The 13,022-nt window shown below is 32.1% G+C and carries 15 protein-coding genes and 1 tRNA gene; 4 read left to right on the forward strand and 12 right to left on the reverse strand.

What is annotated here, in order from left to right; genetic code table 11:
* Both NAMH_RS05475 and serB read right to left on the reverse strand, forming a co-directional pair.
* Positions 1–954: a transaldolase gene (locus NAMH_RS05475; RefSeq protein ID WP_012664025.1), complete on the reverse strand. Its 954-nt coding sequence runs from the start codon at positions 952–954 to the stop codon at positions 1–3.
* A 70-nt stretch (positions 955–1,024) separates the two neighbouring features.
* A complete protein-coding gene (gene serB, locus NAMH_RS05480) occupies positions 1,025–1,645 on the reverse strand; it encodes a phosphoserine phosphatase SerB (RefSeq protein WP_015902448.1) in 621 nt (206 codons plus the stop codon).
* A 90-nt stretch (positions 1,646–1,735) separates the two neighbouring features.
* Between serB and tatA the strand changes: the two genes are divergently transcribed.
* The 3 genes from tatA to NAMH_RS05495 all read left to right on the forward strand — a co-directional run bounded on the left by tatA (position 1,736) and on the right by NAMH_RS05495 (position 4,693).
* A complete protein-coding gene (gene tatA / locus NAMH_RS05485) occupies positions 1,736–1,963 on the forward strand; it encodes a twin-arginine translocase TatA/TatE family subunit (RefSeq protein ID WP_015901944.1) in 228 nt (75 codons plus the stop codon).
* Positions 1,956–2,684 (forward strand): twin-arginine translocase subunit TatC, encoded by a 729-nt coding sequence (tatC, locus tag NAMH_RS05490; RefSeq protein ID WP_015902156.1) that lies wholly within the window; start codon positions 1,956–1,958, stop codon positions 2,682–2,684. The genes tatA and tatC overlap by 8 nt, the downstream gene beginning before the upstream one ends.
* A 164-nt stretch (positions 2,685–2,848) precedes the next feature.
* The gene (locus NAMH_RS05495) at positions 2,849–4,693 is read left to right on the forward strand and encodes a DUF505 domain-containing protein (RefSeq protein ID WP_012663824.1); all 1,845 of its coding nucleotides are present in this window, start codon (positions 2,849–2,851) and stop codon (positions 4,691–4,693) included.
* Here NAMH_RS05495 and NAMH_RS09000 read toward each other — a convergent pair.
* From NAMH_RS09000 to NAMH_RS05545, 10 genes are all read right to left on the reverse strand, one after another.
* On the reverse strand, positions 4,690–5,529 hold the full coding sequence (locus tag NAMH_RS09000) for a diguanylate cyclase (RefSeq protein ID WP_015902496.1): 840 nt from the start codon (positions 5,527–5,529) through the stop codon (positions 4,690–4,692). The two genes, NAMH_RS05495 and NAMH_RS09000, sit on opposite strands and share 4 nt — an antisense overlap.
* The gene (locus NAMH_RS05505; protein WP_015902500.1) at positions 5,526–6,422 is read right to left on the reverse strand and encodes a cation diffusion facilitator family transporter; all 897 of its coding nucleotides are present in this window, start codon (positions 6,420–6,422) and stop codon (positions 5,526–5,528) included. The genes NAMH_RS09000 and NAMH_RS05505 overlap by 4 nt, the downstream gene beginning before the upstream one ends.
* Positions 6,419–7,495, reverse strand: coding sequence for a tRNA pseudouridine(13) synthase TruD (gene truD / locus NAMH_RS05510; RefSeq protein WP_015901747.1), 1,077 nt, complete (start codon positions 7,493–7,495; stop codon positions 6,419–6,421). The genes NAMH_RS05505 and truD overlap by 4 nt, the downstream gene beginning before the upstream one ends.
* A gap of 60 nt (positions 7,496–7,555) precedes the next feature.
* Positions 7,556–8,224 carry an EI24 domain-containing protein gene (locus NAMH_RS05515; RefSeq protein WP_015902211.1) on the reverse strand — a complete coding sequence of 223 codons (669 nt, stop codon included), beginning with the start codon at positions 8,222–8,224 and terminating at the stop codon, positions 7,556–7,558.
* Between the two features lie 9 nt (positions 8,225–8,233).
* On the reverse strand, positions 8,234–9,046 hold the full coding sequence (locus tag NAMH_RS05520; RefSeq protein WP_012663566.1) for a thiamine-phosphate kinase: 813 nt from the start codon (positions 9,044–9,046) through the stop codon (positions 8,234–8,236).
* A gap of 65 nt (positions 9,047–9,111) precedes the next feature.
* Positions 9,112–9,618 carry a PAS domain-containing protein gene (locus NAMH_RS05525; protein ID WP_015902042.1) on the reverse strand — a complete coding sequence of 169 codons (507 nt, stop codon included), beginning with the start codon at positions 9,616–9,618 and terminating at the stop codon, positions 9,112–9,114.
* A gap of 59 nt (positions 9,619–9,677) precedes the next feature.
* Positions 9,678–10,394 (reverse strand): succinate dehydrogenase/fumarate reductase iron-sulfur subunit, encoded by a 717-nt coding sequence (locus tag NAMH_RS05530; protein ID WP_012663756.1) that lies wholly within the window; start codon positions 10,392–10,394, stop codon positions 9,678–9,680.
* Entirely contained in the window at positions 10,384–10,959 is a 576-nt protein-coding gene (locus NAMH_RS05535; RefSeq protein WP_012663809.1) for an RIO1 family regulatory kinase/ATPase domain-containing protein, read from the reverse strand. Before NAMH_RS05535 ends, NAMH_RS05530 begins: the two co-directional genes overlap by 11 nt.
* Positions 10,960–11,071: 112 nt before the next feature.
* Complete coding sequence (locus NAMH_RS05540; protein WP_015902253.1) at positions 11,072–11,902, reverse strand: CoB--CoM heterodisulfide reductase iron-sulfur subunit B family protein; 831 nt, start codon at positions 11,900–11,902, stop codon at positions 11,072–11,074.
* Positions 11,902–12,861: a succinate dehydrogenase/fumarate reductase iron-sulfur subunit gene (locus NAMH_RS05545; RefSeq protein WP_012664014.1), complete on the reverse strand. Its 960-nt coding sequence runs from the start codon at positions 12,859–12,861 to the stop codon at positions 11,902–11,904. The genes NAMH_RS05540 and NAMH_RS05545 overlap by 1 nt, the downstream gene beginning before the upstream one ends.
* A gap of 41 nt (positions 12,862–12,902) precedes the next feature.
* Here NAMH_RS05545 and NAMH_RS05550 point away from each other — a divergent pair.
* Positions 12,903–12,979: transfer RNA gene (locus NAMH_RS05550), tRNA-Arg, on the forward strand.
* The last annotated feature ends 43 nt before the right edge of the window (positions 12,980–13,022 follow it).

Below are 13,022 nucleotides of genomic sequence, written 5' to 3' on the forward strand. Positions count from 1 at the left end.
TCAGCCCTTAATAGAATTTAGCATCTCTTCAAATGCTTTTTCAAATGCTTCCACCCCTTCATCAAACAGCTCTTGATATACTTTTTGCATATTTATTCCCGCCGGTGTTAAAAAGCTAAAGAAACCATCAATATGTTTTGTCTGAAAATGAAAGCTTTCTTCAATTTCTTTATCTTTAATAGCTTCTATAACATCCAACGGTAACGTCAACACACTATGCGGCAAATAAAGATTTTCAACATAATAATCGGCAGGAAGATAATCTTGCTTAACCCCAGTTGATGCAAAAAGCGTTCTGATGTTTGGCATTCCCATTTCTTCTATTTGATTATATATTTTAATTGCATTGAAAAACCCTACTCTGTCTTGCGCTAAGTTTTTTTCTTTGAGTACGGGATTTAGTTTTCTGTCAAACCTGCTTACAAATACTGAAATAACACCATCAATTGTTCTTGGTCCTTTTGCAATCGCTTCAGCTGCCTGCATGGCTTGATTTGGAGAGAACACAAGAGTTGCGTTAATATTTATTCCTCTTTTTGCAAGCTCTTCCATAGCTTTAACACCTGCTTCGTTAGCAGGAATTTTAATCATTAGGTTGTCTCTTTCGATTTTATCTACAAGCCTTAAAGCTTCGTCAATCGTACCTTTTGTATCGTTAATCAGTCTCGGATCAACCTCGATACTTGCATAACCGTCATTTCCTTCATCATATAAAGGTTCTAAAATATCGCATGCTTTTTGTATGTCTTTTACGGCAATTTCTTCATAAATCTCTTTACTTGATTTTCCTTTAAGATTTTCAAAATCTTCTTTATATACATCTTTTTTAAGCGCATTTGCAAAAATAGCCGGATTACTCGTAAGACCGTTAACAAGTCCGCTGTTAACCCATTCTTTAAATGTAGTGTCTAAAAATTCCCTGTCTAAATAATCAACCCATATACTCGTACTCATTTTTACTCCTTATCGTTTGTTTTAAAAATCAACCATCAACCATTAACTATCAACTATTAACTATTAACTATTAAATAAACTCTAAAATTTTTGTTAAATCTTTTTCCTCTATCACAATATTGGCTTCTTTTTTCAAAACCTCTTTAGCACAAAAGGCCACTTTGGTTTTCGCATGTTTAAACATGCTCAAATCATTAGCCCCGTCACCTACTACCATCGTATCGTTTTCAGTAACACCCAAAATACTCTGAATTCTCTGAAGCATATCTCCTTTAGAATGACTAAACATCATTTCACCGCCTACAAGCCCCGTTAAAACACCGTCTTTAGAATGTAATACATTGCTGAAATCAGCATCAAGACCTATGAGATCTTTTACATATGAAGTAGCGTTTCTAAATCCACCGCTAAAGCAGATTACCGTTATGTTTCTTTTTTTCAGTTCTTTTACAATATCTTTTGCCCCCGGCATCAAAGGAAGATTATGACATATTTCATTTACTTTTTTTTCTTCAAGTCCTTCAAGAAGTTTTACCCTCATAATAAGACTTTCGAAAAAATCAAGTTCACCCCTCATTGCCATTTCCGTAATGGAAGCAACTTTTTCTTTAAGTCCTAAAGGCTCTGCTAAAAAATCAATGGTTTCTCCGTCCATCAAAGTAGAATCAAAATCAAAAACCGCAAGTTTCATTGCTTTCCTTTTAAAAAATATTACAAAATTTTATCAAAGATTGACATCATTTTTTAAATTTATGCTAAAATTCTCTAAAAAAGGATTGTTATGGGTGTAAGTACTTGGCAAATTATCGTAATTTTATTAGTAGTATTACTTTTATTCGGAGGTAAAAAAATTCCAGAACTCGCAAGCGGTTTAGGTAAAGGTATCAAAAACTTCAAAGATGCCGTAAAAGAAGGTGAAGAAGGTGCAGATGTAAAACCTACTGAAAAAGTTGAAGACAAAACTGCAAACACTACTGAAACTACAAAAGAAAAAGAAGTAAATGCTTGAAGAAATTAAACCTCATATAGCCGAGCTGCGTTCTCGGCTTATTAAAATAGTTGTAACGTTTTTTATACTGTTTATATTAGCATTTGTTGTTTGGAAAGATATTTTCCTCTGGATAGCAAAACCTGCGTTTGAAGCAATGAAAGACACATCATCTTCCGAGATGATATTTACAAACCTGGTAGAACCATTTATGACTGCAATTAGAATTTCATTATATACTGCGTTTTTCGCAAGTTTACCCGTACTTTTATACCATACATGGAAATTCATAGCTCCAGGACTGTATGATCATGAAAAAAAACTTGTCATTCCTTTCGTTTTATTCGGAACGATAATGTTTATAGTCGGAGCAGCTTTTGCTTATTACATCGTATTTCCTATCGGATTTAAAGTAATGATAAACTTCGGTGGTAAAGATTTCGTTGCAATGCTTAAAATAAGCGAATATGTAAGTGTCGCCCTAAAAATCATGATAGGTTTCGGTATAGCTTTCGAACTACCTGTAGTAACATATTTTCTCGCAAAATTAGGCCTTGTTACTGATAAAACATTAAAAGAATTTGCAAGATATGCAATTGTTATTATATTTATTGTAGCAGCAGTATTAACACCTCCTGATCTGTTTAGTCAAATGGCAATGGCCGCACCGCTATTATTACTCTACGGATTATCTATTTTGATCGCAAAAGTAGTGAATCCTGAAAAAGAAGAAACAGAATAACTTTCTCCTTTTTTACTATTTTCAGTCTTATTTTTTTATTTACATCCTTTAAAATATAACTATTAATTAATAAGGTGTTTATATTTTATTAATTAGCTTTAGTGGTCTTGACTTAAGCTAAATTAGTTTGTATAATTTCAAAAATTAATAACAGGAGGCGCAATATGATTGTAAAGAATCATGCAATTAATATTATAACAGAACTATCAAAAAGTGAAAACAACGTAATCGACGTAAAAAATTTAAATAATGAAGCGGTTGAAGAATTAAACTTAAGCGGAATTATAAGATTCCCAACTCCGGCAACTATTGAGTTTACTTATGCAGGTAAAATTGTTGCAGACGTTTTAAATAGAGTGAAAGATAAAATAAATATTGCAGATAATGCAAAATGGGTAAGCAGTGAAATTATCGCAATGATTGATGCTGCAGTTAAAAACGGAAATAAAACAACAAAAATTTCAAACGAAGAACTTGAAAAAAGAGGATTTGCTCAAAACGGTGAACTAACTGCTGAAGCATTAGATTTATATGAAGCATATAAAATAATGAATCCTGAAATCGTTATAGATGCCGAACTTGCAGAATATATCAGAAAATCTCCGATGGGACCGACTGATGCACATTACTTACCTATAGAAGGGAATAAAAAAGACTTGCTTGAAGCAATGAGACTGATAGCATACTCAATTCCTGCAGGAGAATATTTCACTTTCACAGAATTAGGACAAGCTGTAAAAGAAACATTAACATATGGCGGATGGGCTGCAGAAGGAAGTGTACTTGATCTTTCTATTTTGGAAGATATTGCAAAAGTTGCTGATGGAGAAGAAATTGATATAGACTCTCTTGCAAATCTTGAGGCTCTTGGATATGTTGCTGATGTAGATCAGTTAACAAAAGCGGGTGAAAAAGCCCTTGAAGTTTACAGAATCTATAAAGATAGAACTGACAAACCGTTAAAAACATTTGCAATTTCTCAGGAAGAAATCGAAACTTTAAAAACTATTAAATACATTTGGGAAGAAAAAACAACTCAAAACCCTGAAGAAACACCAACATTTGATGAAATCAAAGCGGAACTTATAGACAGAAAAGTTAAAGAATATAAAAAACTTATCGAAAAATACGGAAGAAAACTTGATGAAATGCCAAAGAAAAAACAGGAAATTGCTAAAAAATTCCAAGACTTGGCTGACAAGAAAAAATGGTTTGACGATAACTTTGATTTAAGAGAATATTTATATACATTAGAAGCATTCAATTTAATCAGTGAAGGTATTGACGAAAAAGGAAAAGCAGTTTATTTTGTAACAGAAGACGGTGAAAAAGTTATAGAAGATCAAAATTATGATGAAAGAGCAATTCACAGCTGGTCTGTAAAAACTCTTGCCATTTCAAATAAAGTATTCAGCGCTCCTAACAGAGAGTGGGTAGAAGAAGCAAGACGTGAAAGAATTCTTGGAACATATGAACCAAGTAAATCAGGTCTCTTATATGAAGAACTTGCTACTCATAAAAAATTGCCGTTCATGACAAGATATGAAATGGATATATTTAAAATGATTCCTGATGCTGGAATCGCATGTGAAAATATCCTTGAAGGAAAAGATGAAGATGAAAGAAGAAAAATTCTTGAAGCTGTTGACAGCCTTGAAGCAAAAGGCTTTTTAGAAGTAATGCCTGACGGACATATTGTTGAAACAGAATACGGTAAATTAATGGATGATGCTATGAGCGGTGTTCCTGAAGGATTCGGAGCTCCTATTAACCCTACAATTTACAGAGTGGTTAAAGCAATTGCCGATACAGGAAGTATGTATGTAAAAGAACAAAAAATAAGAATCCTGCCAGAAAATATTAAAAAAGCCATCAAAGCTTCAGGATTAACAAAAGAAACATTTGACAAGGCGTACATTGCGGCAAGAGAAGCAAAATATCTTGGAAGAAATAGCGTAAACGAAGCAGGTATCAAAATGTTAAAAGCGGTAGAGATTTTAAATTCTTAATCTCTCCTCTTATCTTCATACATTCTTTTATCAGCCAAATGAAGCACTTCTTCTAAATTATTACTGTCAGTAGGATAATGAGCATATCCGATGCTGCATTCTGCCTTTACACCTTCTATTGCAGTTTGTAAAATTTTTTCTTTAATTCTTTTTGCTACTTTTTTTAAAACGTCATAATCAGAAAATATCAATATCACAAATTCATCTCCCCCGAATCTAAACGCATAATCGATATCTCTAATTGATTTTTTTATAATATTTGCTACAGATTTTAGTACTTTATCACCGAATATATGTCCGAAAGCATCGTTTATTTTTTTAAAATTATCTAAATCTATAAAAATAATTCCGATTTCAATATCCTCCGTTTTATACCTATCAAGTATAAATTCAAAAAATCTTTTATTATAAAGACCGGTCATTTCATCTTTAAGTGCAATCTCCGTTAAATATGAAGCAAAATCATAAAAATTTATTACAGAAGAAAAGTCTCCGTTGTCATTTACTACTATCAAATGATGAATTTTATAACTTCTCATTAGTCTGTATGCTTCAAATACGGTTTCATTTTCATTAATCGTTATAACTTTTTTAGGATTTTTATCAATATACATTGAAATTTCAATATTATCATAATGTGCTACAAGAGCGTCAATTATATCTGTGGATGTTAATACATAATAAGGTTTGTTCTGTTTTGTTATAACAAGAACATCCGTTTTATTTTTAGTAAAAAACTTTGAAATATCTCCAACGGTTTGGTGTTTGACATTATTAAATTCGATAACATGAACATCATTATTATTATGCTCTAAATTTATATTCTTAATTGTCATTCACACTCCTCAAGAAGCTTGTTTATATGAGAATCATCATAAGGGTCTGCATGTATATTTATAATCCATTTTTTGTCCGGATCAAGTTTTCTTATTTTTTCCTCAACATTTTCAATAATTGTATGTGCAAGTTTCAGTTTCATATCGGGAGTTAAAACCAAATGTACGTCTACAAAATTCCTATTGCCCGATTTTCTTGTTCTTAAACAGTGATAATCCAATACAAGAGGCTCTTTTTTTATTATTTCTTTAATTTTTTCTACTGTCTCAAAATCAAGAGCAACGTCCAAAAGAATTTCAAATCCTTCTTTAACGATTTCACTCGCTTCTTTAATAATATATACACCAATAAAAATTGATAAAATAAAGTCAACATAATACCAACCTGTCAACTTAACAACTATTAAAGAAACCAATACGGCACCGTTTGTCAAAAGGTCAGTTTTGTAATGTAAAAGATCGGATTTAATAACAAGATGATTGGTTTTTTTAACCACATAAGCCAAAAACGTTACTAAAAAGAAAGTAACAAGCATAGAAAAAACCATTACATATATCGAGTAATCAATTTTAACAATAGGCTCATGGTCGATTATTTTTCGAATACCTTCATATATAATATAAAGACCGCTCGCACTAATAAAAAGTCCCTCAAACAATGCAGCAAGTCCCTCTATTTTACCTTTACCGTAATTAAACCTGCTGTTAGGTTTACTTTCACTGACCCTTACGGCAATATTGTTAAAAATACTTATCACCATATCAAGTAGTGAATCAATAGCACTGGCAATAACAGCCACACTTCCTGTCATTATTCCAACAATTACTTTAGAAACAGCTAAAACAAATGCACTTAATGTTGCTATTGTCGTTGCTAAACGAGGTAAACTCATTTATCTCCTTTATAAGTTATTAAATTATCAGTTATACCGTTTTGTAATATTTCTATTAAAACAGTAGCGTAACTACCTTTTGGCAATATAAAAGAAAATTCATACCAAGCTTTTTCTTTAATATATTTTTTTTCAGTAATTTCAGGAAAAATCCATGCGCTTCTTCTGTCACCGTTTGCAGGGATTAAATCATCGTATTTTTCTTCGATTGTTCTTGCAAAATCTTTAGCCCTTATAGCTTTTTTGCCTGGAAGAAGACCGGTAGGAACAATATCCTTTTTATAAAACCTTTCAGTATCTTCCAAATTCTCAAGATAAAAATTTTTACCGAAAGGATAATGACACATCACATCACCGGGTAAAAGTTTAAAAGGATGTTTTTGTTTTTTTACAAATTTGATCAGTTCTTTTTCATATCCTAAAAATTTAAGTTCATCATCTTTCATATCAAAAATATTGCTGAGTTTAATCCTCTCCATAAGCCAGTCGTTAAAAAGCTTTGACTGATATGCGCTAATTAAGAGCTTTTGAAGTCTTTTGTCTTTTATGTGTTTATCTCCGAATATAAACTCTTTTGCCTGTTCGAAATTATCACCGAACTTTCCAAACCTCTGATATCCGAAAAAATTTGGAATTCCGAACTTCTTAATATCAATAAGAACTCTTTCAATTTTTTTAGCATCTACAGGTAGAACTTTTTTAAGCCTTACAAAAAACCTATTTCCTTTTAAATGTCCGATTTTCAATTTATTCCTGTGTAAATCTTGTTCTACTATTCTTACTTTTGAATGTTCGAATTTATTAATTCTATCTCTGAATTTTCTCGGAACACTCATCCATTGAACAGTAAGTCCGTCTTTATCTTTAAGTCCGGCATAACCAATATCCCTTTTTTGGATACCGAGTTTTGAAAACATGTTAACAACATCAGAAGTTGTCATGTCTTTTTTTCTAACCTTAAGCATCAACCATTCACCGGTATGGTCAAACGAATAAAGAGGGATTTCTTCAACAAAAAAGTTTTCCGAATTTTTATTAAAAACGAAGTTTATAGGAGCGTGTGAATATATCATGCCAGCCTTTCAAAGTTAATTTGAAATTATAGCAAAAGAAAAGTTTTTTAAATTAAATAATTATTTGTTTGAAGAACATTTACTTAAAACAAAATGGGTCATAATAATAAGCTGAAGTGTATAACCAAAAAATGAAAGTATAGGTATGAAGTATATAAAAGAGGTAAAAAATATCAAAATCCATATTTTTAAATTATTTTTTTTCTCAAACTCTTTATAATCGCAAAACATTGCGGAACTGTCGAAAACCAAAGGTTTTTTAATTGCAAGGGACCATAAAAAAACTTGATAAAAAATATTAACAACCGGTACAAAAAGCAAATAAAACGTTAAAATAAAAAAAATAACAAAATTAAGTATTCCTTTTAATGAAACCAAAATCCCTTCTATTAGGCTTGTTTCTTTAACAGGCAGTCCGTAATATTTTTCATTGATTCTTGCAGTAATTTTATCTACGAAAAATGAACTGAAAACCCCGATACTCAATATCACAAGCTCATAATACAAAAACATTAACACAATGGTAGAACCGACACTTGTCAAAATATTATTTATATTCTCACCAAAAGGAAGATAAGAAACATAAGCATGAATCAATTCAACAATATTTCCTGAAAAAAAGTAAAAAACAATCCCCCAAAACACTACACTTATAAATAAAGGAGCGAATGAATATTTAATTATCTTTGAATCAAATAGATCTGAAAAAGCATATTTAATTATATTCATAATATTACCTTAAAAATGATTTTCTCTACATTTACTCTTATAAGAACCTCTTTTTGTTAATGCAAAAATTGTTACTTTAGTTTTTGTTAGTTTAGCAATATTTAAAATTTTTGGCAAATATTTTTTATTAAAAGTAAACAAAACCTCATACTCTTCGCCGCTACAACCTATTCTTTTATCTATTTTGTAAAAAAATTTATATCCAAGCTTAGATATTTTAGATATTCGCTCCAATTCTTTAAAAAGTCCATCACTTATGTCAAGTGCGGATGTTATAAAAGGAGCGGCTTTATAGAAAAATTTGTCTCTTAATCGAGGTCTGATAAATTTCGATTTCTTAGAAATTTTTCCTCCTCTTAAAAGCATATTTAGCTCTTTTTTTACATCACCTAAATCACCTGTATATGCAACATATTCATTGATTTTCGCTTTTCTAAAGACAGGTTTTTTGCATTCACCAATAAATGTCATAGAAATAGCAAGCTTGTCGTTTTTTATAGTATCTCCACCTATAATTTCATAATTGTATTTTTCTGCACAATAATTAAAACCTTCGGTAAGTTCTTTTATATCATGAAGGGTATATGATTTTGGAAAACCAATATTTAAAAGTGCATATTTCGGTTTTGCATTCATAACTATAATATCACTAATATTCACCAGACTCGCTTTAATGGCAATATCTTTCAAACTCATCCATTCTTTTTTAAAATGAATATCTTCAAAAAAAGAGTCGCTTGCCATTACCTCATTACCAATAACTGCAGCATCGTCTCCAATGTGTTTGGATTTTATATTTTTAATAAAATATTCTTCTTTCATAAAGTCTGTCTAAGTCCTTTTTAAAAGAATTATATCTATATTTTTACTTTTTATGATTCTTGAAACTAAAGTCTTTTTAATAATTCTTTTTCCCAGTCTTTTAAATGGAGCTTTTCTAAAAGCTCAGCTTTTCTCATTGCTTTATACAGTTTGTAAGCTTCCTCAATTTCTTCGCGACTCGGTTCTCTTCTTATCGCAACATATCCTGCAATTTTACTTGGATCAGTTACAACATTTCCGTTAGAATCTATTGCGTCAACATGCACTTCTACCCAATAATGCTTACCATCTTTACGTAAATTCATGACAAGTCCGCTCCAGTGCTCTCCCTTTTCGATTGTATCCCACATATCTCTAAAAGCTGCTTCCGGCATAAACGGATGTCTTACTATACTATGTGGAGCTCCGATAAGCTCGTCTTTAGAATATTTGGTCATATCCCTGTATGCTTTTGATGCAAAAGTAATTTTACCGTTTTTGTCGGTTCTTGTAACCAACGCCCTTGCGTCCAAGCCTTCTTCTTCAAATGTTGTTTCTTCCCATAAAGGAGCAACATGCGGTCTAACTGCCATAATAATCCTTTTTTTCTGAAATTATATATCAAATTTAACATTATTATGACAAATTTTAATTAAAAAAACATTGAATTTTCAGGAGTAAACGATGAATCGGAGTAATTTATGTCAGATTTTTGTAACATTTGTATATCAAAGGCGCTTGCCAACCCTTTTGGACAAACCATGACACATTTCTGGCAATTTATGCAATTGTAAAGACCGTTTTCTTTTGCTAAATTTATTCTTTGCTGCGTATCACTTTTATCCCTACTGTCAAATACGAATCTGAAATATTTCGTAAATATAAACGGCCCTGCAAATTCAGGAGTATAATCAAGCGCTTCGCATTCAAAATAACAAGCCATACACATAATACAGTCGGTCTGTTTTTCATATTTTTGAAGTTCTTGCGGTGTTTGCAGATTTTCCATATCATTTCTTATTTCATCTTCGAACCATAGTTTATTTTGTTTTATAGCTTTTTCAATATAACTGTGATCGACAACAAGATCTTTTATTATTTTACTTCTGTCTACAGGCTCTATTATTATTTCATCATGTTCGATAAAGTCTTTTACTTTTGTTTTGCATGCAAGTACCGTTTTATCGTTAACTTTAACGGCACAAGTACCACATATACTGCTTCTACAGAAACTTCGGTATGTTATGCTTCTGTTTTTATTTTTAGCTCTGTCTAACAACTCAAGTATAGTCTCGTCTTCTTTAAAATCAAATTCAAAATTTTCAAACCATACTTTTCCGTTTAAATATCTTTTAATATTAACTTTCATCTATTAGCCTTATTATTTTATTTAACGCTTCTTTTCTGTTTTTCTTGTAAAGATCTACGATTAAATTCAGAGCTTTTTTATCATATTTTTCGTCCCTAAACAAGTAATATCCTAAAATTTGTAAAAAATTCCTCGGATTTTGTGTAAAAACACCTCGTTCAAAATCGATAAATTTTACTTCCCGCGCGGTATTTAATATATGATAATACCTTCCAAGCTGTCCGTGAAATACACCTTTTTCGTCCAGTACATAGGCATTGTGTAACGCTTTTTTTAACACCTCATAATACTCACTGCTTCCAATGTACTCTTTTAAAGGTTTACCATCTACATACTCCATTATAAAATAACGTTTTCCTCTGTATATAGGCTTAGGTGCGCAAAGTCCGTCTAAGAAACTTAGTATTTCCCACTCTTTATCTATTTCATAATTTTTAGCCCACTTTATAGCTGCAACTCTGCCGTCTTCAAGTTTAGCCTTATAAACTTCGCCCCTGTTACCCTCACCTATTTTTTCTATTATATCGTAACGTATTTTAGTTCCTTTTTTTTCGAATATTATCAAATTTATCTTTACTGATACTAACATAACCGGTTAAATATAATCATAATAAAATATATATACTCTTCTATTTGGTGCCAGACCCTTTTATAAAAAAATGAAACAAAACGGAAAATTATCCGATAGAGATTTTAACTTCCGTTTTGTTCAGATTCCAGAACGCATCTTCAGGAGTAGATCCACACGCTACATTTATAAGCTGAGTAACCTGTAAAATTGGCTCTTCATATCCATCCATAGCTTTATGACAAAGCGGACATGGAGTCGTAACAATATCTGCCCCTGCTTCTTTAGCACCGTCAAGAGGTTTTACTGCAAGTCTTTCTTTTTGATCAGGATTTGTAAATCTCGCATGGTATCCGCAGCATGTATTTTCATGCTGATATCCTTCTACAACCTCAACTCCTAAAGGCTCAAGAATTTCTTTAAGTACTGTAGGATTTTCAGGATCGTCAAGCGCCACTTCGTCTGGTGCCAGTACGTGACATCCGTAATAAGGAGCCACTTTTACTCCTCCGAGTTTTCTTTTAATTTTGCTTTTATATTCATCCATACCGATGAAATCCCTGATTAGATTTAACGTATGATAAATTTTTGCAGTTCCTTTGTACTCAAGCCCCTCATCTGCCAATATTTTATTAATTTTTTCTTTAAGTTCAGGGTCTGAATCAAGTGCAAGTTTAGTTTTTGCGATAATCATATAGCATGTATTACACGGTGTATAAAGATCCACGCCTTTTTCTTCCGCAAGTGCGATGTTTCTGGCATTAAGACCATATACTATCATTTTGTTTGTTTCATCAATAACACCGCCGCCGCAGCATGCGCTTCTTTCAAGTAAAACGCCTTCAACTCCCATTTTTTCTAAAAAATCTTCAGTTATATCGTAGTTGTGAATATCCGCTCCTTGAAAGCAACATCCAGGATATATACCTATTTTTTTCATTACAGTTCCTTTTCAAGTTTTTTAATAAATTTCTGGAATTCTTTAATTCCGTCAAACGGCTGAGGACCGAATTCTTCTTCTTTCATACCTCTGCTTCTAAACTCTTCTTCAAGTTTTTTCGTAATAGCCTCACCTTTTTCGTCACCAAACGCAACTTCAGGTAAATGCCATTTATCAATCTGCCCTGTTTCAAATACGTTAGCGAACCATACTTTCGCTCTTCTTGTAGCAATATTGTCTTCCCCAACGTCTTTAGCTATTCTTCTAAGCTCAAGTATATCTTCTCCAGGTTTAATTCCTTTAGGACACGCCGCAAGACACATTTGGCACTGTACACAGTCCCAAATTCCGGCATCTTCTACAAGTTTGATTCTCTCTTCAACATCCACACCGTCTCTGCTGTCCATAATAAATCTGAATGCCTTAGTCAGCTGGAACGGTCCTAAATAAGCCTCTTCACCTTCAAGCGCATTACACTGTCCGTAACAAGCCATACATAAAATACAGTCGGTTTGTTTGTCATATTTTGCAAATTCTTCAGGTGTTACTAAAGATTCACATTTAAGGTTATCAGGTACTTTTTTCGGATCCGGTTCAAGATAAGGTTTAACTTTTTTAAGTTTGTTAAACGCAGGATCCTGATCAACAACCAAATCTTTTACAATCGGTAAATGATTTAAAGGCTCAATTCTGATAACACCGTTTTTGATTTTATCTTTTGCCTGAATTTTACATGCAAGTCCCGCACGGCCGTTAATAATCATCGCACAGCTACCACAAATAGCACTTCTACAAAACGCTCTGAATGTAAGACTTTCATCAATTTTATCTTTTATATACATTAATAGTTCAAGAACCGTAAGACTGTCTTCCACCTCAACTTCAAAATCTTGCCAATAGCTTTCATTCGTTTCAGGATTATATCTTTTGACTTTAGTTACATATTTTATTTTTTCCATTCTAAATCCTTTATAAAATATTTGGTATAATTATTTCTCTTCTCCCGGTAGCTCAGTCGGATAGAGCGTCGGATTCCTAATCCGAAGGTCGTGGGTTCGAATCCCGCCCGGGAGACCATGTTAAGTGAAAAGTGCAAAGTGAAAAATGTAAAAGTTCACTT

This window comes from Nautilia profundicola AmH (genome assembly GCF_000021725.1).
Lineage (GTDB): Bacteria > Campylobacterota > Campylobacteria > Campylobacterales > Nautiliaceae > Nautilia > Nautilia profundicola.